This window comes from Erythrobacter dokdonensis DSW-74, assembly GCF_001677335.1.
In the GTDB taxonomy this organism is placed as follows: domain Bacteria; phylum Pseudomonadota; class Alphaproteobacteria; order Sphingomonadales; family Sphingomonadaceae; genus Erythrobacter; species Erythrobacter dokdonensis.
The window spans coordinates 319,808-339,995 of record NZ_LZYB01000002.1 but is presented as its reverse complement, the minus strand read 5'-3'; the positions used below and the strand labels follow the sequence as shown (position 1 = coordinate 339,995).

At 65.5% G+C, this 20,188-nt stretch carries 22 protein-coding genes and 1 tRNA gene; 11 read left to right on the top strand and 12 right to left on the bottom strand.

The window, feature by feature from the left end; genetic code table 11:
- Positions 1–3 precede the first annotated feature (3 nt).
- Both I603_RS05670 and I603_RS05665 read right to left on the bottom strand, forming a co-directional pair.
- Positions 4–79: transfer RNA gene (locus tag I603_RS05670), tRNA-Ala, on the bottom strand.
- 86 nt (positions 80–165) lie between these two features.
- Positions 166–507 (bottom strand): TIGR02300 family protein, encoded by a 342-nt coding sequence (locus I603_RS05665; RefSeq protein WP_068862973.1) that lies wholly within the window; start codon positions 505–507, stop codon positions 166–168.
- Positions 508–679: 172 nt separating this feature from the next.
- On the opposite strand from I603_RS05665, the gene aroA reads away from it, so the two are divergent.
- Positions 680–1,999: a 3-phosphoshikimate 1-carboxyvinyltransferase gene (aroA, locus tag I603_RS05660; protein WP_068863322.1), complete on the top strand. Its 1,320-nt coding sequence runs from the start codon at positions 680–682 to the stop codon at positions 1,997–1,999.
- Positions 1,996–2,619, top strand: a complete 624-nt coding sequence (cmk, locus tag I603_RS05655) for a (d)CMP kinase (protein WP_068862972.1) — start codon at positions 1,996–1,998, stop codon at positions 2,617–2,619. The genes aroA and cmk overlap by 4 nt, the downstream gene beginning before the upstream one ends.
- 21 nt (positions 2,620–2,640) lie before the next feature.
- Here the strand turns inward: cmk and I603_RS05650 are convergent, their stop codons facing one another.
- Complete coding sequence (locus tag I603_RS05650; protein WP_143736742.1) at positions 2,641–3,168, bottom strand: hypothetical protein; 528 nt, start codon at positions 3,166–3,168, stop codon at positions 2,641–2,643.
- A gap of 336 nt (positions 3,169–3,504) precedes the next feature.
- Here I603_RS05650 and rpsA point away from each other — a divergent pair, with 336 nt between their 5' ends.
- The 3 genes from rpsA to I603_RS05635 all read left to right on the top strand — a co-directional run bounded on the left by rpsA (position 3,505) and on the right by I603_RS05635 (position 7,060).
- Positions 3,505–5,211, top strand: coding sequence for a 30S ribosomal protein S1 (gene rpsA / locus I603_RS05645; RefSeq protein ID WP_068862969.1), 1,707 nt, complete (start codon positions 3,505–3,507; stop codon positions 5,209–5,211).
- 108 nt (positions 5,212–5,319) lie between these two features.
- Positions 5,320–6,075, top strand: coding sequence for a hydroxyacylglutathione hydrolase (gene gloB / locus I603_RS05640; RefSeq protein WP_068863320.1), 756 nt, complete (start codon positions 5,320–5,322; stop codon positions 6,073–6,075).
- A 4-nt stretch (positions 6,076–6,079) separates the two neighbouring features.
- Positions 6,080–7,060, top strand: coding sequence for an NADPH:quinone oxidoreductase family protein (locus tag I603_RS05635; protein WP_068862967.1), 981 nt, complete (start codon positions 6,080–6,082; stop codon positions 7,058–7,060).
- A 9-nt stretch (positions 7,061–7,069) separates the two neighbouring features.
- Here the strand turns inward: I603_RS05635 and I603_RS05630 are convergent, their stop codons facing one another.
- From I603_RS05630 to I603_RS05590, 9 genes are all read right to left on the bottom strand, one after another.
- Positions 7,070–7,570 carry a hypothetical protein gene (locus tag I603_RS05630; protein WP_068862965.1) on the bottom strand — a complete coding sequence of 167 codons (501 nt, stop codon included), beginning with the start codon at positions 7,568–7,570 and terminating at the stop codon, positions 7,070–7,072.
- A gap of 101 nt (positions 7,571–7,671) precedes the next feature.
- The gene (locus tag I603_RS05625) at positions 7,672–8,202 is read right to left on the bottom strand and encodes a F0F1 ATP synthase subunit B family protein (protein WP_068862963.1); all 531 of its coding nucleotides are present in this window, start codon (positions 8,200–8,202) and stop codon (positions 7,672–7,674) included.
- Positions 8,195–8,689 carry a F0F1 ATP synthase subunit B family protein gene (locus tag I603_RS05620; RefSeq protein ID WP_068862962.1) on the bottom strand — a complete coding sequence of 165 codons (495 nt, stop codon included), beginning with the start codon at positions 8,687–8,689 and terminating at the stop codon, positions 8,195–8,197. The genes I603_RS05625 and I603_RS05620 overlap by 8 nt, the downstream gene beginning before the upstream one ends.
- A 74-nt stretch (positions 8,690–8,763) precedes the next feature.
- Positions 8,764–8,988 carry a F0F1 ATP synthase subunit C gene (locus tag I603_RS05615; protein ID WP_066530046.1) on the bottom strand — a complete coding sequence of 75 codons (225 nt, stop codon included), beginning with the start codon at positions 8,986–8,988 and terminating at the stop codon, positions 8,764–8,766.
- Between the two features lie 62 nt (positions 8,989–9,050).
- Entirely contained in the window at positions 9,051–9,842 is a 792-nt protein-coding gene (locus I603_RS05610; protein ID WP_198157221.1) for a F0F1 ATP synthase subunit A, read from the bottom strand.
- Positions 9,843–9,924: 82 nt separating this feature from the next.
- On the bottom strand, positions 9,925–10,260 hold the full coding sequence (locus I603_RS05605) for an AtpZ/AtpI family protein (RefSeq protein WP_068862960.1): 336 nt from the start codon (positions 10,258–10,260) through the stop codon (positions 9,925–9,927).
- Positions 10,261–10,520: 260 nt separating this feature from the next.
- Positions 10,521–10,883, bottom strand: a complete 363-nt coding sequence (locus tag I603_RS05600) for a YdbL family probable chaperone protein (RefSeq protein ID WP_232305258.1) — start codon at positions 10,881–10,883, stop codon at positions 10,521–10,523.
- A gap of 53 nt (positions 10,884–10,936) precedes the next feature.
- Entirely contained in the window at positions 10,937–11,140 is a 204-nt protein-coding gene (locus tag I603_RS05595; RefSeq protein ID WP_068863316.1) for a YnbE family lipoprotein, read from the bottom strand.
- A gap of 71 nt (positions 11,141–11,211) precedes the next feature.
- Positions 11,212–14,403 (bottom strand): intermembrane phospholipid transport protein YdbH family protein, encoded by a 3,192-nt coding sequence (locus I603_RS05590; RefSeq protein WP_068862957.1) that lies wholly within the window; start codon positions 14,401–14,403, stop codon positions 11,212–11,214.
- 73 nt (positions 14,404–14,476) lie between these two features.
- On the opposite strand from I603_RS05590, the gene radC reads away from it, so the two are divergent.
- The 6 genes from radC (at position 14,477) to I603_RS05560 (ending at position 20,185) form a co-directional block, all read left to right on the top strand.
- Positions 14,477–15,211: a RadC family protein gene (gene radC / locus I603_RS05585; protein ID WP_068862955.1), complete on the top strand. Its 735-nt coding sequence runs from the start codon at positions 14,477–14,479 to the stop codon at positions 15,209–15,211.
- A complete protein-coding gene (locus I603_RS05580) occupies positions 15,211–17,139 on the top strand; it encodes an acyltransferase family protein (protein WP_068862953.1) in 1,929 nt (642 codons plus the stop codon). Before radC ends, I603_RS05580 begins: the two co-directional genes overlap by 1 nt.
- 104 nt (positions 17,140–17,243) lie before the next feature.
- Entirely contained in the window at positions 17,244–18,554 is a 1,311-nt protein-coding gene (purB, locus tag I603_RS05575) for an adenylosuccinate lyase (RefSeq protein WP_068862952.1), read from the top strand.
- A gap of 76 nt (positions 18,555–18,630) precedes the next feature.
- Positions 18,631–19,011, top strand: coding sequence for a LapA family protein (locus tag I603_RS05570; protein WP_068862950.1), 381 nt, complete (start codon positions 18,631–18,633; stop codon positions 19,009–19,011).
- Positions 19,008–19,682 carry an orotidine-5'-phosphate decarboxylase gene (gene pyrF / locus I603_RS05565; RefSeq protein ID WP_068862948.1) on the top strand — a complete coding sequence of 225 codons (675 nt, stop codon included), beginning with the start codon at positions 19,008–19,010 and terminating at the stop codon, positions 19,680–19,682. The genes I603_RS05570 and pyrF overlap by 4 nt, the downstream gene beginning before the upstream one ends.
- A complete protein-coding gene (locus I603_RS05560; protein WP_084439877.1) occupies positions 19,679–20,185 on the top strand; it encodes a GNAT family N-acetyltransferase in 507 nt (168 codons plus the stop codon). The genes pyrF and I603_RS05560 overlap by 4 nt, the downstream gene beginning before the upstream one ends.
- The last annotated feature ends 3 nt before the right edge of the window (positions 20,186–20,188 follow it).

Sequence of the window (20,188 nt, the reverse complement as noted above, 5' to 3'; positions counted from 1 at the left end):
GACTGGTGGAGCCTAGCGGGATCGAACCGCTGACCTCAACACTGCCAGTGTTGCGCTCTCCCAGCTGAGCTAAGGCCCCGAGCCAGTCATCATGCGAACGGGGCATTCACCCTGCTCGCGGGAGGCGCCCAATATAGGGGCACACCTCCCTTTGCAAGAGCTAAATCAGCTCTCGTCGTCGTCGTCGTCACCCTTGCCGGTCGAGACGCCCAGGTCATCGTCACCGCCGAGATCGACGTCGTTGTCGGGCGAATCGCCATCATCGTCGATGTCCTCGATATCCTCCAGATCGTCGATATCGTCATCGCCGCCGAGATCGGCATCGGCCTCGACATCCTTCTTCTTCTCTTCCTCGAAGGGAATCGGCTGCTTGGACTTGAGCACTGGCTCGGGCGTCCAGGTCTCGCCGCATTCGATGCAGGTGACCGGATCTTCCTTGCCGAGATCGTAGAACCGCTCCCCGCACTTGGGGCAGGTACGCTTGGTACCCCATTCGGGCTTTGCCATCTTTGTTCCTCAATAGGGGCCAACCCCCCTAAGGGGCGGGCGAAAACTTGCGATATTCACGGGTGCTGTGATCGGGATTGTGGGTTCCGGCAAGCCCTTTATCAAGAGCGAGCGGCCCCGCGCGCGGCGCGCCTTGCCAGAAGCGCGGGGCGCTGTCAAAGACCGCGGCCTTATGACCAGCCACCGCTTCTCGCATACCGGCCCGCTCAAAGGCACGATCCGCGTGCCGGGCGACAAGTCGATCAGCCACCGCGCACTGATGTTTGCAGGGCTTGCCGTCGGGCAGAGCCGCATCACCGGCTTGCTGGAAGGCGAGGACGTTCTGGCGACGGCGGCCGCGATGCGCCAGCTCGGCGCGCAGATCGAACGCGACCCCGAAGGTGCGTGGACGGTGTATGGCGCGGGCGTCGGCAGCCTGCTCGAACCCAAGTCCGCACTCGACATGGGCAATTCGGGCACCTCGACGCGCCTATTGATGGGGCTTGTCGCCAGCCATGCCATCACCGCGACCTTTACCGGGGATGCGAGCCTTTCGGGACGGCCGATGAAGCGGGTGATTGATCCGCTTTCGATGATGGGCGCATCGATCGAGGCAAGCGCGGGCGGAACCCTGCCGCTGATGCTGCGCGGCGCGAGCCCCGCCGTGCCAATCACCTATCACCTGCCGGTAGCGAGCGCGCAGGTAAAGAGCGCGGTGCTGCTGGCGGGCCTCAACACCCCCGGCATCACCCGCGTGATCGAGCCCGTCCCGACCCGTGACCATACGGAGCGGATGCTGACGGGCTTCGGTGCGAGGCTCGAAGTCGGCGAGGAAAATGGAACACGGATTATCGCAATCCGCGGCGAGGCCGATTTGCGGCCCATGGATGTGACCGTGCCGGGCGATCCGTCCTCGGCGGCCTTCTTCATGGTCGCAGCCACGCTCGTCCCTGGCAGCGACCTCACAATCCTGAATGTCGGCCTCAACCCGACCCGCGCAGGCCTGCTGGCCGTGCTGCGGCAGATGGGCGCGGACATTGCCGAGGTGAACCCCCGCGAGGTCGGCGGCGAGCCGGTGGCCGATCTGCGAGTGCGCCATGCGCCGCTTTCGGGCGTCGATGTGGACCCTGCCCTTGCCCCCTCGATGATCGACGAGTTTCCGGTGCTGTTCGTCGCCGCGGCACTCGCCAGCGGCACCACTCGCACCACAGGGCTTGAGGAACTGCGGGTCAAGGAAAGCGATCGTCTGGCTACCATGGCGAGCGCGCTGCAACTGGCAGGCACGCGGGTGGAGGAGCACGAGGATGGCCTCACCATTCACGGCACCGGCGGAGAACCGCTCACCGGCACACGCGAGGGGACGAGCGTCGCCACCCGCCTTGATCACCGCATCGCCATGAGCATGGCCGTGGCCGGGCTTGTCAGCCGCACCGGGGTGAGCGTCGATGACACCGCCCCCATCAACACCAGCTTCCCCACCTTCATGGGCATGCTGGACGAGGCAGCGGGATGATTATCGCCGTCGACGGCCCCACCGCTTCGGGCAAAGGCACCATCGCCAAGGCGCTGGCCGCGCATTTCGGCCTGCCGCATCTCGATACCGGCCTGCTCTACCGCGCGGTCGGGCGGCAGGTGCAATTGAACGGCGGCGATCCGGACAATCCCGCCGACGCGCTGGCCGCCTGCACCTTTTACGACACGCTGCTTGATGACGATATCCTGCGGTCGGAGGAGGTTGGTGGTTTCGCCAGCAGGGTTTCGGTGCATCCGGCCGTGCGGCAGGCACTATACGAACGCCAGCGCGCCTTTGCCACCCAGCCCGGCGGCGCGGTGCTCGACGGGCGCGATATCGGCACCGTCATCGCCCCCGAGGCAGAAGTAAAGCTCTACATCACCGCCAGCGTGCAGGAGCGCGCGCGGCGGCGCTGGCTGGAGATGACAGGTCGCGAGATCGACATTCCGCTGGCCGAGATCGAGCGTGACATCGTCGCCCGCGACGCGCGTGACATCAATCGCACCGACGCCCCCTTGCGTGCCGCGACGGACGCACTGGTGATCGACACCACCCATTTCGGGCGCGAAGCGGCGGTCGAGGCGGCGATCGAGGCGGTGGAGCAGATGCGCGCGGGCTGACTGGCTCAGCCCACTTGCACGTCACTCGCCCCAACCGTCCTCGGCATCCTTGGCTCGCTGGATCGCCTTTTCCTGCTGCTGCTGGACCCACTCCTCGTTCGCGGCGAAGCCTTCCTGCTGCATCTTGGGCATGTTCTTCAAGGCAACCTTCGCCATCTGCTTGCCGAGCGCCTCCGCATCGACCGGCTCGCCCGTCAGCGTCTGGCGGACCAGTGCGGCAATTTCGAGTTCGACGAAGCGTGCCGCCGCATCGCTGGTGGCTGCTCCGGTATCGCCGCAATCGGGAGTAATTCGGGTGCTCTGTTCGTCCACCGCCTCGAAGCGAAGGAAGCAGGATGACGAGAAGGTGCCGGCGTTGGGCATTGTCACCCGAAGCCCTCCGGCCTCAACCCCGGCAGAGCGCATCGAACGGGTCTGCGAGCCAGCAATGTAGGACGCCTGGGTGCTGCGGACCTTCGCCTTGGCCTCGGTCAAGGGGATGGCATAGACGTCAGCATCGGCACCCGCACCGCATGCCCCGAGAAACAGGCATCCTGCAACCAACGCCAAGGTTCGGCGCGGATATCGTCCAAGAACAGGCATGATCGGCAATTCCCGTGAAAGCTGAAGCACTGGGGCAGGATTATAGGGGAATTTGGTTAACATCGTCCTTTCCCCTCTCCTTGTGCCGCGGGCGGTTTTCCTTGCATTTCGCGAGCATCTCGCATAGGCGCCGCCCCGTTCTCGCAATCATCTCTGGTTGAAGGAACCTTCGTACAGGCATGGGGCCTTGCGGAGAAGTCTGCCTCTTGCCCCGCCAGCCCCGGCAATGGTGCCTGGGAAGCGGAGAAAGACCCCGGAAAAACCGGTGGCCGGTAGCACAACGAAACAGGACTGACTGACCTTATGGCAACCCAGATGCCCACCCGCGCCGATTTCGAGGCGCTCCTCAATGAACAGCTCGGCGGCGCCGGCGAAGACGGCTTTGAAGGCCGCGTCGTCAAGGGCACCGTCACCGCGATCGAGAACGGCTATGCCGTGATCGACGTCGGCCTCAAGAGCGAAGGCCGCATCCCCCTCAAGGAATTCGCCCGCGGCGAGGACGACCACGGCCTGACCGTCGGCGGCGAAGTCGAAGTCTTCGTCGACCGCGTCGAGAACGCCGATGGCGAAGCCATGCTCTCGCGTGACCGCGCCCGCCGCGAAGCCGCGTGGGACAAGCTCGAAAACGAATTCGGCGAAGGCAAGCGCGTCGAGGGCCGCATCTTCGGCCGCGTCAAGGGCGGCTTCACCGTCGACCTCGATGGCGCCGTGGCCTTCCTCCCCGGCTCGCAGGTCGACATCCGCCCCGTGCGCGACGTCACCCCGCTGATGGACGTGCCGCAGCCGTTCCAGATCCTCAAGATGGATCGCCGCCGCGGCAACATCGTCGTCTCGCGCCGTGCCGTCCTCGAAGAGACCCGCGCCGAACAGCGCAGCGAACTCATCAATGATCTCGCCGAAGGCCAGATCATCGACGGCGTCGTGAAGAACATCACCGATTACGGCGCCTTCGTCGACCTCGGCGGTATCGACGGCCTGCTGCATGTAACCGACATGAGCTACAAGCGCGTCAACCACCCGAGCGAAGTGATCGCCATCGGCGACACCGTGACCGTCCAGATCGTGCGCATCAACGCCGATACCCAGCGCATCAGTCTGGGCATGAAGCAGCTTGAAAGCGATCCGTGGGATGGCGTGGCCGCCAAGTACCCGGTCGGCATGAAGCTGTCGGGCCAGGTCACCAACATCACCGAATACGGCGCCTTCGTCGAACTCGAGCCGGGCATCGAGGGCCTCGTTCACGTGTCGGAAATGAGCTGGACCAAGAAGAACGTCCACCCGGGCAAGATCGTTTCGACCTCGCAGGAAGTCGAAGTGATGGTGCTCGAAGTCGACAGCGAGAAGCGTCGTATCAGCCTCGGCCTGAAGCAGGCCCAGCGCAATCCGTGGGAAGAATTCTCCGAGAAGCACCCGGTCGGCTCGGTGGTCGAAGGCGAAGTCAAGAACGCGACCGAATTCGGCCTGTTCGTCGGCCTCGACGGCGACGTGGATGGCATGGTGCACATGTCGGACATCGCCTGGGGCATCTCGGGTGAGGACGCGCTGGCGCTCCACCGCAAGGGCGAGATGGTCAAGGCCGTCGTGCTCGATGTGGATGTCGAGAAGGAGCGCATCAGCCTCGGCATGAAGCAGCTCGAAAAGGGTGCGCCCTCTGCTGAAGGTACTGCCAGCGGCTCGAGCCTGCGCAAGAACCAGACCGTCACCGTCACCGTGCTCGAAGTTCGCGACGGCGGCCTCGAGGTGCAGGTCGGCGAAGATGGCGCGACCGGCTTCATCAAGCGCAGCGACCTTGGCCGCGACCGCGACGAACAGCGTCCCGACCGCTTCCAGGTTGGCAGCAAGGTCGACGCGATGGTGATCGGCTTTGACCGTTCGAAGAAGCCCAACTTCTCGATCAAGGCGCGTCAGATCGCCGAAGAAAAGGAAGCCGTGGCGCAGTTCGGTTCGTCGGATTCGGGTGCCTCGCTGGGCGACATCCTCGGCGAAGCGCTCAAGCGCAAGGACGACTGATTTTCAGGCGCTCGTCCCCTTGGGCGAGCGCCTTGAAATGACGAAAGGCCCGCTTGCTCCGGCAGGCGGGCCTTTTCCTTTGAGGGCTGCGCCTGTAGGATGGCGGCCATGATCCATGTTCACCAGTTCCCCTGTCTCAGCGACAACTACGGCTATCTCGTCCACGATACCGACAGCCACGAGACAGCGGCAATCGACACGCCCGATGGCGCGGAATATTTGCGGCAAGCCGAATTGAGGGGCTGGCGCATCACCCAGATCTGGAACACCCACTGGCACCCCGATCACGCCGGCGGCAATGCGGCAATCAAGGAAGCCACCGGTTGCACCATCACCGGCCCTGCAGAGATCGAGGGCAAGTTCCCGATCGACCGGATCGTGGCCCACGGAGACCCGGTGATGCTGGGGCCGGTCGAGGCATCGGTGATCGACGTCTCGGGCCATACCAACGGCCATATCGCCTATCATCTGCCGAGCGCGGGCGTGGCCTTTGTCGGCGATTCGGTGTTCGCACTGGGCTGCGGGCGAATGTTCGAGGGCGAGCCGAAGCAGTTCTGGGCGAGCCTCAGCCGCATCAAGGCGCTGCCGCCGGAGACGCTGCTCTATTGCGCGCACGAATACACCGCCTCGAACGCGAAGTTCGCGCTCCATGCCGATCCCGACAATCCGGCGCTTCAGGCCTATGCCGAGGAGATCGCGGCCAAGCGCGCAAAGGACGAGTGGACAGTGCCGACCACGCTCGAACGCGAGCTTGCCACCAATCCCTTCCTGCGTGCCGATGATCCGGCGATGATGGCGAAGTGGGGCGGCGCCGCGCCTTACGAGACTTTTGCAGCGCTCAGGGCGGCCAAGGACAGTTTCTAGGACGATGCAGGCTCTCAGGGTCGAGCGCCTGTCGGACGACCTGTCCGGCGTGATGCTGGCCGATATCCCGGCACCCGTGCGCGGCACGGGCGAGGTGCTGGTGCAGGTGCGCGCAGCCTCGCTAAACTTCCCCGATCTGCTGATGACGCAAGGGGGATACCAGTTCAAACCGCAAGTCCCCTTCACCAGCGGGCTGGAATTCGCCGGCGAAGTGATCGAGGCGGATCCGGAAAGCGGCGTTGCGCGCGGGGACCGGGTGATGGGCGGCAACAAGACCGGGGCCTTTGCCGAGATTGCCAGCGTTGCGGCGGACAAGCTTTCGCCGATGCCGCGCGGCATGGACTTTGCGCAGGCGGCGGCCATGGGCGCGGCCTATTCCACCGCCTATACCGGCCTGGTCGAACTGGGCGGATTGCAGCCCGGCCAGTGGGCGCTCGTCCACGGCGCGAGCGGCGGGGTGGGCCTTGCCGCCTGCGATCTGGCCCGCGCGCTGGGCGCTAAGGTGATCGCGACCACCGGCAGCGCCGACAAGGCCGAGCGCATCGCCGCCCTCGCCTCTCCGCAAGCGGTGCTGCTCGCCAAGGGACGCTTCAGAGAGCGGGTATCGGAAATTACCGGAGGCAAACTGGCCGACATCGTCTTCGACCCCGTCGGCGGCGATGTGTTCGACGAATCGACCCGCTGCGTCGCCTTCGGCGGCAAGCTGGTGGTGGTGGGCTTCACCTCTGGTCGCATCGCCGAGATTTCCACCAACATCCCGCTGATCAAGGGCTTCAGCATCATCGGCCTGCGCGCCGGGGAATATGCCCGCCGCTTCCCAGAACGAGGAGCCGCGATCAACGCCGCAATCAGGGAGCTGGCAGAGGAAGGCCGGATCACCCCGGCGATCAACTGCACCCTGCCGCTGTCGCGCTGGCGCGAGGGCTTCGACGCGATGGCGCAGCGCCAGCTGGTGGGCAAAGTGGTGTTCGTGCCGGGCAGCTAGGCACCGGCCTCAATAGATGTACTTGTCCTCGCGCACAGTGAAGATCAGATTGTAGCCATTGCCCGGCGACTTGATCAGCTTGGTTTTCTTTTCGCCGTCTCGCCAGATCAGGACGACGCCGGACGAGGTCGTGTCCAGCACACCGCCGTTGCCGTAACCAATGACACTGCCGAAAGTGGTATGGCCGATTTCAGGTTCGCCATTGTCTTCGCGCAGCTGGCGAAGCAGGCGCGCATGGCAATCGGCATCGCCATCCTGCGCGGCAAAGATGATGGTGACCAACGCCTTCTTCTCGGTGCGATAGCCAATCGGAGCGTCGCAGCCGGGCAGCACCTCGACCCGCTTCTTCTCAAGCGAGGCCTTGAACGCCTTGACGTCCGCCGATGTGCTCTCGGTCGTGAACTGGCCCCACAGCGCAATGGGCGCGTGCGTTCCGTCGGTCTTGGCACCGAGCGATGCCGAAATGCCGAGGGCCGGCATGATCAACCACAGGGCGGCAGGATGTCGCATGATTGTCTCCCGTTCTGCCAACGCATAAACTGCGACGGACAAAAGAAAAAGGGCGGCCTCGCTGGACCGCCCCCCTCTCCGTAACCGGAAAAATGCGTGGCTCAGAGCGAGGAAATCACCTCGTCGGCGAGCTTCTTGTCGGCCTTCTTGTCGTGCGCCTTGGCGATCAGCACCTTCGAAGCGGCTGCGGCGGCGGTTACCGCCTTCGCCTTTACCTCGGCCACAGCGGCGCGCTCGGCAGCGGCGATCTTGTCTTCTGCCATACGCTGGCGGCGGGCGACCATTACCTCGCTGTCGGCCTCGGCCTTGGCGAGGATCGCTTCGGCTTCCTCGCGCGCTCCGGCCAGCATCGCTTCGGCATCTTTCTCGGCGCTGGCGATCTTGGCGGAATACTCGGCGCGCAGCGCCTCGGCCTCGGCCCGCAGCGTCTTGGCTTCGTCGAGCTGGGTGCGGATCTCTGCAATCTTCGCGTCCAGCCCGCCGGTGATGATGCCGGGGACCTTCTTCCACACAAACACCGCGATCAGCACGGTCATCGCCAGCGCAACCCACTGGTAGGAATCGAGCCCCAGCACTGCCGGTTCGGCATGGCCTTCGGCACCGCTGGCAAGCAGGGTCAGAATGTCAGCCATGGGCCATCACCTCCTTGACCGCAGCCTCGGCGGCGGCGGGTTCGACGTCGGTCCCGGCGATCCGGGCGACGATCTCGCGCGCAGCATCCGCCGCCACGCCTTCGATTTCCGCCATGGCGCTGCTGCGAGCGGCGTCAATCGCGGCTTCGGCTTCGGCCAGACGCTTGTCGAGCTTGGCCTGCGCCTTGTCGAGCTTCGCCTCGTTCGCCTTGGCCGCCTTGGCCTTGGCCTCGGCGATCAGCGCCTGGGCAGCGGCACGATTTTCATTCTCGCGCTTGCGCCAGGCCTCTTCCTCGCTGTTGGCCGCATCGCGCGCGGCCTGGGCTGCGGCGAGGTCACCGGCGATCTGCTGGTCGCGCAGGTCGACCGTGCCCATGATCTTCGGCACCATGCCCAGCCCCACCACGAGGAAGGTCAGGCCAAAGAACACCAGCAGCCAGAACACCTGGCTCGAGAGGGTATCAGCGATTTGGTCGATCTGGGGCATGCTTGCGCCTTTGGTACGGAATGCCGGGGACGCGAGGGTAACCCCGCATCACCGGCCATTCCATGCACCTTGTCTTAGCTGAAGATCAGCAGGACGGCGATAACGAAGGCGAGCAGGCCGAGAAGTTCGGCGGCCGCGAAGCCGATGAACAGACGGCCCTGCTGGCCATCGGCGGCACCCGGATTGCGCAGGGCGCCTTCGAGGAACGAGGCGAAGACATTGCCCACGCCGAGCGCGGCGAGGCCAGCGCCGATCGCCGCGAGACCGGCACCGAGAAGAGCAGCAGCTTGAGCGTCCATGGTATTAAACTCCGTTTGAATTCTGATTGTTGTCGAGGGTAGTGAAGAGAGCCGCTTAGCTCTCAGTGAAGGTTTTCCGCATCGTTGATATAGAGCGAGGTCAGCAGCGCGAAGACATAGGCCTGAATGCCCGCAACGAGGATTTCGAGCGCGCTGATCGCGACCATCAGGATAAAACTCGGCAGGCCGACCAGCGCGCCAAGGCCAAGCCCTGCCCCGCCGCCGGCGATGACGAAGCTCGCCAGCACCTTGAGCAGCACGTGGCCCGCCATCATCGCCACGAACAGTCGCAGAGCGAGGCTGAACGGGCGAACCATGAAGGACACGAATTCGATCAGGCTGATCGGCAGCGCCAGGAACACCGGCGTTCCCGAGGGCCAGAACAGCGAGAAGAAGTGCAGGCCGTGCTTGGCAAAGCCGACGATCAGGACGATCGAAAAGCTCAGGATCGCCAGAACCCCGGTCACCGTGAAATGGCTGGTGAAGGTGAATGCGTGCACCCCGGGAACAAGACCCACCGGCACCAGGCCAAGCAGGTTGCCGAACAGGATGAACATGAAAAGCGTAAAGATATAGGGCACATACTTGCGCCCGGCCTTGCCGACATTGGCTTCGAGCAGGTCGTCGATGAAGCCGGTCATCGTCTCGACCGCCATCTGCCAGCGCCCCGGCACCAGCTCGCGCTTCATCCCGCCGGCGACGAACACCCAGACGAGGACGGCGGTGATCGCCATCCACAGCGCGGAATTGGTGAACGCGATGTTGTATCCGTCAGCCAGCTGCCAATCGGACCCCATGAGGGGTTCGATGGTGAACTGCTTCATCGGATCGACCTTGCCTTCTTCGGCTGCCACGATCTGTCGGCCCTCAAATGTTTCACATGAAACACGCCCCTAAAGCAGTCCAAGAGGGGGGCAAACAGGGGCTGAACGCCCGCTACTCCCCGTCAGACGGCTCCTCGGGGCGCGTATTCGCCGCAAGGATAATGCTTCTGAAGGCCGAAGCGGTTCCGAGGAACAGTCCGCCCAACAGGCCCCATGGCGCGATACCGGCCAGCGAATCCACCGCAAAGCCGATGACCAGACCACCGATGATCCCACCGAGCAGGTTGGCCAGAGCGCGGTTGCCGCTGCGGTAATTCGCATCGGTCCCCTGCACCTTCGGCCGGTTGCGCTGCTCTTCGCGCTCGCGTGCAGCCTTGAGCCGCGCTTCGAGCGCGTCAATTCGCGCATCCTCGACGATGGGTTCTCGGGCGGGTTTCTCGTCGCTCATGCCATGCTACCGAAAAAGGAAAGACAAGGCACGCGCAATGAGGTGCCCGCCGAGGGCGCCGCCCCCTTAGAAGGGGGTCACACCCAAGTCAACATCGGGCGGGCCTTGTTTGTGCAGTTGCGAACCTTTGTGTTCCGCATTGCCCCCGCGATACGAAATCCTGGATTACGCGGGCCGAAGGCCGGCTGCCTGCAGATGCTCAAGCCCGCACCAGCTGAAACGGCGCCGACGACATGCCCGTGCAGGCGAACAGGCAAGAATCAAGGACAACGCGGATCCCTGATCGGGGGCGCGCTGGTGCGGGTCTGCCAGCTGCCGTCGGGCGCCATGTATTTTTCTCCCGGAACCGTGCGGGCGATGGCCTGGCAACCTGCGGTAAAGGCATAGGCATCGGGCGTAGCCTTGTTCTCCAGCGCCTTTTGCGAATAGACCGCCTTGCGCTTGATATTGATATTGTCGACCACGCGCTGCAATGCCGGGTCAGCCCTTCCGACGATGCCGAGATAACCGTCGGGCTTCTCGCCCACCTTGCCCTGCGCGCGCGCCGCAGCATAGGCGGGATCGCGATCGGCCATGGCCGGGGTGGCTGCCAGACCCAGCAGCGCTGCTGCTGCCGCTGTCATCCCAAGGGTCGCCTTGCGCATTGTCAGTCCTCCGTGTCGCCCGCGCATAAACATCAGAATATGTCCGCGTTCTCTTCGATCGTATTGGCCGCGTCCTCGGCCAGACGATAGATCACTTCCTGCCGGATGTTGACGTTGAGCTCGATCACGATCGGCTCGTCCGGCGCGGCGATATTGATGCAGCCGCCCAGACCTGCCGAAAGGAGCGCGCCCAGCGCCAGACTGGCTCCGGCCCTCGCGTGTCCTCGCCTTGCCATGCGTGCTGCCCCTCCCCGCGGTCCGTCCTCGGGTGTGGCAGCGCGCCGGGACGCGGTCAATTGCGTGATCTTCATGGCTGGTCTTCGCTTTCGGGAGGTTGAACGGGAATGCGCAAGGTGTCGGCCGGGACAAAGCGGCCGTTTTCGGCCTTCAGCAGCCCGCGATCGACCGGGTTGCCGAGATAGTCCACGTCCCAGAACGAGCGGACCATGGTGGACAACTCGTAGAAGTTTTCGGAACGGACGTTGATGCGGAATCGGATCGGCAGCCGCGCGATCCGCCGGGTGATGAAGTTGCGGCTGGTGCCAACCCCCTGGCGCACGCCATCGAAGTCGAAATTGGTGATGATTTCTCCGCCGAGGCTGCCGTTCAGTCCGACGCTCATTTTGCGGTAATCGAGCGAGCGCAGGGCAGCGAATGCGAAATTGCCCATCGCACCGAGATCCTCGTAGGTCAGTTCGCCGATATAGGCGACATTGCCGCCGCCCTCGCGGCTGCGCAATTCGCCCCTCTCGATCCGCCCGTTGCTCTCGGCATCGAAGATGATCGGGACCGTGCCGTCAAACGTGCCGCTTGCGCCGATATTGGTGAGCTCCATCTGTGCGACGAAGCGGGCTGCATCCAGTCCCACGATATCGAACACATAGCGGCGTTCCTCGGGCCGCGAGAAATCCAGCTTGAGCGGGCGCAGCACCAGCTGGCCGCCCATGAAGGGGAAGCGCGCGTCGCGCAGGGAAAGCAGCGTGCCCTCGCTGAGATCAAAGCGCACCGTGCCGTCCAGCACCTCGACCCCGGGATTGATGGCATCAATAGTCAGCAACTGATCCGGCGCGGTCGTGAGATTGACGAGATCGGTGAACACCACCTCGCCCTTCAAGCCGCGCACCGGACCAAAGGGTGCGGCGAAATCAAAGCCGTCGCTGGCGAAACGTCCGCTGCTGGTGATTTCCTCACCGCGCCAGTCGATCCGGCCTTCACCGGTGATCGTGCCGTCCGCGAACACGATCAGGTCTTCGGCAAGGTAGGACAGCTCCTCGGGCTGAAAACCCTTGTCGAACACCAGGCTCGGCACGGTAAGGCGCGCGCCACCTGCGGCCGATTCCAGATCGTGGGACACCGTCACTTGCGCCACAAGCCGGTCGGATGCCGGATGGTTCAGCCGGGCGCGGGCGTCGATCGCCGTGTCGCTCAGCGTCATCGTGGCCCCGCGCGCGGCAAGCGGCACAAAGCGCGCCGGGCCTTCGGGCGGGCGGTCGGAAAGCGTGAAAGCGCCCTCCACCAGCCGCAGCGCCCCGTCAGCAAAGGTCCATTCGCCCGACACCCTATCGAGATCGAACGGCAGCGCCACGAGCCGGGCCGTGCCGCCGCTGAAAGCGCCGCCAATCCCCTGGGCAAGGCTGCCGGTGATCTTTGCGGCAGCGAGGCGCACCTCGCTGTCGGCTTCGCCCATCCGGATCGCGACATCCTCCAGCGCAAAAGGCGCCGGATAGCGCAGCCATGCTCCGCCTGCCGCCAGCTGCGCAGGCGTATCGCCCAGCCTGCCCGCCAGTTCGAGCGGGCCGGTGCGCGCTGCAACGCGCAGCCCGTCGCGATAGGCCAGGAGCGGCGACCCATCCTCGGGACAAAGCGTGACCTGCTGCCCCGCCAGTTCCAGCCCGGAGAGCGCCAACGCGCGGAACTTCAGCGGCATGCAGCGGTTGCCCACCACCAGGCCCCCGGCAGCCGACCAGCGCCCCTCGAACGGCAGCTCCAGCCCGTCCAACGCGCCGCCCGGCAGTTCTCCGCTGGCAGTGGCCACGCCATCGAACCGCAAGCCGTCGCCGCCTTCCTGCCGCACGGTCAGCCGCGGGATGGAAATCCGGTTTGCGCCCGCGCGATATTCAGCCATTGCCAGCCGCAGCCCCCAGCCGCCGCGGGCCTGCTCCATCCGGCCGTTGATGTTCGGCAGACCCGCGCCGCCGACAAGGATGTTGCCGCGCAGGCCGGACAGTCCCTCGCCTGTCAGTCCGGCGCTGATCTGCGACAGGGCCAGCACCCGCTCGCCCGTGCGGGTAGAAAGGCTGCCTTCAGGCACGATCAGCGCGGTCGATGCGTCCTTGCGGCGCAGGATCGCCTCGGCGCGGAAGCTTGCGCCATCGAGCGCCTGCGACAGTCCCCCGCGCGCCTGCCCAAGCAGCGGGGCGAGCAGCGTGCCCTCGAGCCCGTGCCCTGCCGTGGCGAGGGTTTCCCACAGGGCGGCATCGGCCCTCAGCCCCTCGCCGCGGAAATCGCCCTGCCATTCCCCGCGCGCGGCAAGCGAGCCGCCGGCGGACGAGCGCCAGGTGCCCTTCGCGGCCAGCCGCGCAAGGCGGCCTTGCGGCGCAGTGACGTCTGCTAGTGCCACATCATGCGCGATGACCAGCCCCTTGTCCGACCAGGCGAGCCGGGCGGTGCCTTCCAGCCCCTCGCCCGCCAGCGTGTCGGAGCGAATGCCCGAAGCCTCGAGGCGGAAGTCGCCCTCGGCCCCGGCGAAATCCCGCGCCAGCGCAAGACGGGTGCCGATATCCGCCCGTGTCACGCTCGCACCGCCGCAATCGAGCTGTGACAGACGCAGCGGCCCGTTGAACTGCGGTGCGCCGCCTGCGGTCGACAGCTTTCCGAAAAGGGTTGCAGTCCCGGCCTTGCAGCCCGCGATCCCGATCCCCGGCGCGGTCGCGGCGAGGGTCCCGGCAAAGCCGTCATCGAGCCGTCCATGGCCCTCCAGCTTCACTCCGACCGCGCCGTAATCGCTCTCCAGCAGCGCGCGGGCATCGTTCAGCACCAGGTCGATCGCGGGCAATGCCGGCGGCGCGTCGCTGCCGGTGAACACCAGCGGATCGAGCGCGCCGAGGCTGAGCTTGTCGCCGGCATATGAGCCATAGAGCCGCGCGCCGTCGACACGCACGCGCCGCACCTCCGGCCCCGCCCAGCCGACGCCCAACTCCACCACCAATCGCCGCGCGGTAAGATCAGGACGGGCCGGATCGCCGACCACGAGGTCCTCGATCACCTGTGTGCGCGGACCGATTGCAAGGATACGATACGACGCACGAACGCCGCTCTCTTTCAGATAGTCGTCGAGAAAATTGCCCGCAATCCGGTCACGATCAAGCCATGCGGCACCTCCGGCGGCCAGCGCCAGCGCCGCGCCGCCCAGTCCGATCCGGGTTCGCCACAGCCGCAACCAGCGGCGATTGCGCCCGACTGGCAGGGAAGTCTCGTCATGCGTTTCAGCCACCGCCATTGCTCGTCACCCTTGCGCCCATCGCCGCCCAAAGGCAATGATAGAGCGGGTGTAATTCCTGCCGGGGGCCGCATTGCCGGAAGCTGAAGAGGGTTTCGATTTTCGCGAGGCGCCGCGCGCTCGCCCCGATGCGGGCAAGAGCGCGGGGGCCGGCCATCGCGCCCGCCTGCGTGAGCGGCTGCTCACCGGCGGCGCCGAGGCGCTGGCCGATTACGAGGTGCTCGAATACCTGCTTTTCGCGGCCATCGCGCGCGGCGACACCAAACCCATTGCCAAGGCCCTGATCGCACAATTCGGCAGCCTTGCCGGCGTGCTCAATGCCGACCCTCGGGCGATCCAGCGGGTCGCGGGCGTCGGCGAGAACAGCGCTGCGGCATTGAAGGCCGTCGCCATTGCCGCGCGGCGCATGACCCGCGGCGAGATCGTCAAGAAGCCGGTGCTGGGCAGCTGGCAGGCGCTGATCGACTATCTCACCACCGACATGGCGCATCTGACCATCGAGCGGGTGCGGATCCTCTATCTCGACACCCGCAACCGGCTGATCGAGGATCATCACCTCGGCGACGGGTCGATCGACGAGGCGGCAATTCACCCGCGCGAAGTGATCCGCCGGGCAATGGACGTGGGTGCATCGGCAATGATCCTTGTCCACAACCACCCGTCCGGCTCCCCGGAGCCGAGCCGCGCCGACATCCAGATCACCCAGCGCATCGCCGAAGCCGGCCGACTGCTGGGCGTTACGGTCCACGATCATGTCATTATCGGGCGCGAGGGGCACACCTCGCTGAGGTCGAAGGGGCTCATCTGATGGCCGATGCGGCGTCGCCCGGGGCGCTGCCGGACAGCCGTGCGCGCTATCGGCCCGAAATCGACGGGCTGCGGGCTCTCGCGATTGCGCCGGTGGTGCTCCACCATGCCGAACCCGAGCTTTTGCCCGGGGGCTTCGTCGGGGTCGATATATTCTTTGTTATCAGTGGCTATCTCATCACCGGGATTGTGGCTACCGAACTGGCAGAGGGACGGTTTTCCCTGCTGCGCTTCTGGGAACGACGCGTGCGCCGCATCGTCCCGGCACTTGCGGCCATGCTGGCGGCCACATCGCTTGCAGCTTGGGCGCTGCTTATACCGGAAGACTTCACGTTCTTTGCCAAGGCGCTGGTGGCCGCATCGGTTTTCGCCGCCAACATCCATTTCGCCGAGCGCACCGATTATTTCTTCAGCTTCGAGGGTGCGCAGCCCCTGATCCACACGTGGACGCTGGGGGTGGAGGAACAGTTCTACATCATCTTTCCGCTGTTGATGCTGGTCGCCTTTGGCCGGGGCGGCAGGCGGGCGATGTGGCTGGCGGTCGCGGCAATCGGGCTGGCGAGTTTTGCGCTGGCCGTCGCGCTTGCCCCGCGCTGGCCGCTCGCGGCGTTCTATCTCCTGCCGACGCGCATGTGGGAGCTCATGCTTGGCGCTGCCTGTGCGCTGCTTCCGCGTGCGCCGCGCACCAATGGTGCGGCCGCTTCGGCGGGGATCGCACTGATCCTTGCAGGCTTTGTTCTGATCGGGCCGACGACCCCGGCACCCGGCCCCATGTTTCTTCTTCCCACGGTCGGCACGGCGCTGGTGCTGTTGTTCTCTGACCGGAATACGCTTGCGGGCCGGATGCTGGCACTGCGGCTGCCGGTGCTGCTCGGCCTGGCGTCCTTCGGCATCTATCTGTGGCACCAGCCGGTGCTGTTCTTCATCGGTTACGTCCATTTCGGCCCTCTGCCCCTGGCCACTAAGATCGGCGGCATAGCGCTTTCCGTCATGCTGGGCTGGTTGTCCTTCCGGCTGATCGAACAGCCGGTCCGCCGAGGGCGCCTGCTCGCCGGACGGGATCTGCTGGCCGGCGCGAGCGTAATGGGCCTCGCGTTGCCGCTGGCGTTGGGAGCAGCCGGATATCTCGGAGCTGTCGGTCCGCGCAGCATGGCCGAGGCAGGGCAGCTCGGCGGGCTGCGCCCCCCTTTGGCAAGTCTGGGCATAAGCGAACCGCCGGACGACCCGCTTGCCTTTGTCCTTTATGGCGACAGTCACGCCGCCCAATATTATGCCGCCGCGACCGCGCGTTTCGGACCGGGGGCGCTAGTGAGCCATTCGGGCTGTCTTTCGACCGGGGAATTGACGAGCCGGAGCGCCGCCGATCCGCAGAGCGAAGCCTGCCGCGCGCTGCCCCGCCAGCTCACCGACATCGTCCGGCGCCGCGGCATCGGCACGGTGATCTGGGCACAGCGATGGGAGCGCGAGCTCTTCGCGGCAGGAACCAACCGATCAGTCGGTCTCACCACCGGAGCGCAAGGCAGGGCGCGTCTGCTGCTGGCCATGGAACGGTTGGCAGCACGCCTCCCGGCCGGCACCCGGATCATCATCGTCGGCAATTCGCCCACGGCCTGGGCCGCTGGCAGTTTGTTCGGCAAGGGCTGGCTGCGCTGCCGGGCCTGGCGCAACGTGACCTGCGCCGATTCCTATCCCGCATCCCTTGCCGAAGGTCGCGCAATCAGCGCCGCGCTACGCGACTTCACGGCCGGCTCGCAGCGGTTCGACTATGTGGACGCCGCAGCCCCGCTTTGCCCGAACGGGCGTTGTCTCCTGCTACAGGAGGGCAAGCTCAATTACTGGGATGGCAGTCACATGACCGATGCTGCCGCCGCGCGGGTCATGGCCGGGATCGCATTGCCACAGCAGCCGCCCGCACTTCTGCCGCGCTGAACCTGCCTCGACGCCCGGGTGCGGATCGGGCATCGCTGGGTCCTTGCCTAGAGCGGCACCCTTCCCTACCGCGCACGCCGAAACCTGCCTTTCCGGAGTCGATCATGGTCCCCCGCTACGCCCGTCCGCAAATGACCGCCCTGTGGGAGCCGGAAGCGAAATACCGCATCTGGTTCGAGATCGAGGCTCATGCGACCCAGAAGCTCGCCGAGCTGGGTGTCGTCCCGCAGAGCGCCGCCAAGGCACTGTGGGACTGGTGGGCGACCAATCCGGCGATCGACGTTGCTGCCATCGATGCAATCGAGGCGGTCACCAAGCATGACGTGATCGCCTTTCTCGACTGGGTCGCTCAGCAAGTGGGCGAGGAAGCCCGCTTCATGCACCAGGGCATGACCAGTTCCGATGTGCTCGACACCACGCTCTCGGTGCAGCTGGCGCGCGCAAGCGACATCCTGATCGCCGACCTCGACGCGTTGCTCGCCGCGATCCGCACCCGGGCCGAGGAGCATAAATACACCCCCACCATCGGTCGCAGCCACGGCATCCATGCCGAGCCGGTGACATTCGGCCTCAAGCTGGCACAAGCCTATGCCGAATTCGACCGTTGCCGTGCGCGGCTGGTCGCAGCGCGGGCCGAGATCGCCACTTGCGCCATTTCGGGCGCGGTCGGCACCTTTGCCAATGTCGATCCGCAGGTCGAGGAATACGTCGCACAGCAGCTTGGCCTCGCGGTAGAGCCTGTCTCGACGCAGGTCATCCCGCGCGATCGTCATGCGATGTATTTCGCCACGCTCGCCGTGATCGCAGGCAGTATCGAGCGGCTGGCGGTGGAAATCCGCCACCTTCAGCGCACCGAAGTACTGGAAGCGGAGGAATATTTCTCGCCCGGCCAGAAGGGTTCGAGCGCGATGCCCCACAAGCGCAACCCGATCCTCACCGAGAACCTCACCGGTCAGGCCCGCATGATCCGCTCCTATGCCCTGCCCGCGCTGGAAAATGTCGCGCTGTGGCACGAGCGCGACATCTCCCATTCCTCGGTCGAACGCTTCATCGGCCCGGATGCGACCATCACGCTCGATTTCGCGCTGGCACGCCTCACCGGCGTGGTCGAGAAGCTGCTGGTCTATCCCGAACGGATGGAGAAGAACCTCAACCGCATGGGCGGCCTGATCCATTCCCAGCGTGTGCTGCTGGCGCTGACGCAGGCCGGCCTCACCCGCGACGATGCCTACCGGCTGGTGCAGAGGAACGCGATGAAGGTGTGGGAATCGGACGGCGCGCTGTCGCTGCTCGATCTGCTCAAGGCGGACGAGGCAGTAACGGCCGCGCTTTCGCCGGAGCAACTCGAAGAGAAATTCGATCTCGCTTACCACTTCAAGCATGTCGACACGATCTTCGCGCGGGTCTTCGGGTGAAAGCGGGACTACTGGACACCGGGGCCAAATCGCCTAGGCTCAGCGCGCTCATCGGCCATAAGGAGGCAGACCGCCCGTGAAGATCCTGCGCACCATGATCTGGGTTCTCGCCCTCGTCGCCTTCCTGATCTTTTCGATCTACAACTGGAAGCCGGTCGAGGTCACCTTGTGGCAGAACCTCGTGATGGAAACGCGCCTGCCGGTGCTGGCGCTGATGGCGTTCATGCTGGGTTTCCTGCCTTTGTGGGCCTATCACCTCAGCGTGAAATGGGGGCTGAACCGGCGCGTGAAGGCGCTGGAGAACTCGCTCAAGACCGCCGCACTTGCCCGCCATCATGAACCACATGCCCCCGCACCGGTGGATACATCTGGGGAAAAGCCGGTGACAAAGGGGGGAGAATCCGCCGATCCGCTCGCGCCGGCGGACAATGCCACCGACGGAGGCGCAGGCGAATGACGAACCCCGTCTATCTCGCGCTCGACGTGCCGCAACTCGAGGCGGCCAAGGCGCTGGTCAGCAAGGTCAAGGCCCACGTCGGCGGGGTCAAGCTGGGTCTGGAGTTCTTTTGCGCCCATGGCGCGCATGGCGTGCACGAGATCGCGCATCTTGGCCTGCCGATCTTCCTCGACCTGAAATTCCACGACATCCCCAATACGGTCGCCGCCGCGATGCAGGCGATCCACGTCTACGAGCCCGCGATCGTCACTGTCCATGCCAGCGGCGGGCGAGCGATGATGGAAGATGCCAAGGCCGCCGCTGCCGAAGGTTGCAAGGTGGTGGCTGTCACCATGCTGACCAGCCTTGATGCCAATGATCTGACCGCAACCGGAGTCTATGGCAGCGCCGAAACGCAGGTGATGCGCCTGGCCGAGCTTGCCCATGCGGCGGGTCTCGACGGGATCGTGTGTTCGGGTCAGGAGGTCGGCATGGTGAGGAAGGCCTGGCGCGACGGATTCTTCGTCGTCCCCGGCCTGCGCCCCGCCGGAAACGGCACAGGCGACCAGAAGCGTGTGGTGACACCGCGTCAGGCCCGCGACAATGGTGCCAGCGTGCTCGTCATCGGCCGCCCCATCAGCCGCGCGGAGGACCCGGAAGCTGCGGCGCGCGCGATCGAGGCAACGCTTTGAAGGCAATCATTGCGGCATCCCCTGAGGATGCCCCCGCTCTCAAGGCCCTGCTCGAGGCCGGCTATCGCGGCGATTCGGCGCGCCGCGGGTGGAACCACGAGGCGGACATTCTGGATGACGAACGCATCGCTCCGGGCGAACTCGAGGCGATGCTGGCAGATCCGGCAGTGACGATCCTGACCGCGCGCGACGGGGACACGCTGACCGGCTGCGTGGCGGTGACGGTGAAGGACGCAGCCCTTGCCTATCTCGGAATGCTCTGCGTTGCGCCCGATCTGCAATCGGCAGGTGTCGGAAGACAGCTGCTCGATGCGGCAGAGGATCACGCGCGCGGCCTGGGCATCGCGGCTATGGAGATGACCGTTATCGACAGCCGCGCAAGTCTTATCGCCTGGTATGAACGGCGCGGCTACCTGCGCACCGGCGAGACGCGCCCCTTTCCGGTGCGGCGCGATCCGCCACTGACATTCGCGGTGCTGGAAAAGCGGCTTCGCACCGCCTAGAGG

Excerpts from the sequence above, each read along its gene's own strand:
- I603_RS05665 (WP_068862973.1), bottom strand. The coding sequence starts at position 507 with ATGGCAAAGCCCGAATGGGGTACCAAGCGTACCTGCCCCAAGTGCGGG.
- aroA (WP_068863322.1), top strand. The coding sequence starts at position 680 with ATGACCAGCCACCGCTTCTCGCATACCGGCCCGCTCAAAGGCACGATC.
- cmk (WP_068862972.1), top strand. The coding sequence starts at position 1,996 with ATGATTATCGCCGTCGACGGCCCCACCGCTTCGGGCAAAGGCACCATC.
- rpsA (WP_068862969.1), top strand. The coding sequence starts at position 3,505 with ATGGCAACCCAGATGCCCACCCGCGCCGATTTCGAGGCGCTCCTCAAT.
- gloB (WP_068863320.1), top strand. The coding sequence starts at position 5,320 with ATGATCCATGTTCACCAGTTCCCCTGTCTCAGCGACAACTACGGCTAT.
- I603_RS05635 (WP_068862967.1), top strand. The coding sequence starts at position 6,080 with ATGCAGGCTCTCAGGGTCGAGCGCCTGTCGGACGACCTGTCCGGCGTG.
- I603_RS05630 (WP_068862965.1), bottom strand. The coding sequence starts at position 7,570 with ATGCGACATCCTGCCGCCCTGTGGTTGATCATGCCGGCCCTCGGCATT.
- I603_RS05625 (WP_068862963.1), bottom strand. The coding sequence starts at position 8,202 with ATGGCTGACATTCTGACCCTGCTTGCCAGCGGTGCCGAAGGCCATGCC.
- I603_RS05620 (WP_068862962.1), bottom strand. The coding sequence starts at position 8,689 with ATGCCCCAGATCGACCAAATCGCTGATACCCTCTCGAGCCAGGTGTTC.
- I603_RS05615 (WP_066530046.1), bottom strand. The coding sequence starts at position 8,988 with ATGGACGCTCAAGCTGCTGCTCTTCTCGGTGCCGGTCTCGCGGCGATC.
- I603_RS05605 (WP_068862960.1), bottom strand. The coding sequence starts at position 10,260 with ATGAGCGACGAGAAACCCGCCCGAGAACCCATCGTCGAGGATGCGCGA.
- I603_RS05600 (WP_232305258.1), bottom strand. The coding sequence starts at position 10,883 with ATGACAGCGGCAGCAGCAGCGCTGCTGGGTCTGGCAGCCACCCCGGCC.
- I603_RS05595 (WP_068863316.1), bottom strand. The coding sequence starts at position 11,140 with ATGGCAAGGCGAGGACACGCGAGGGCCGGAGCCAGTCTGGCGCTGGGC.
- I603_RS05590 (WP_068862957.1), bottom strand. The coding sequence starts at position 14,403 with ATGGCGGTGGCTGAAACGCATGACGAGACTTCCCTGCCAGTCGGGCGC.
- I603_RS05580 (WP_068862953.1), top strand. The coding sequence starts at position 15,211 with ATGGCCGATGCGGCGTCGCCCGGGGCGCTGCCGGACAGCCGTGCGCGC.
- purB (WP_068862952.1), top strand. The coding sequence starts at position 17,244 with ATGGTCCCCCGCTACGCCCGTCCGCAAATGACCGCCCTGTGGGAGCCG.
- pyrF (WP_068862948.1), top strand. The coding sequence starts at position 19,008 with ATGACGAACCCCGTCTATCTCGCGCTCGACGTGCCGCAACTCGAGGCG.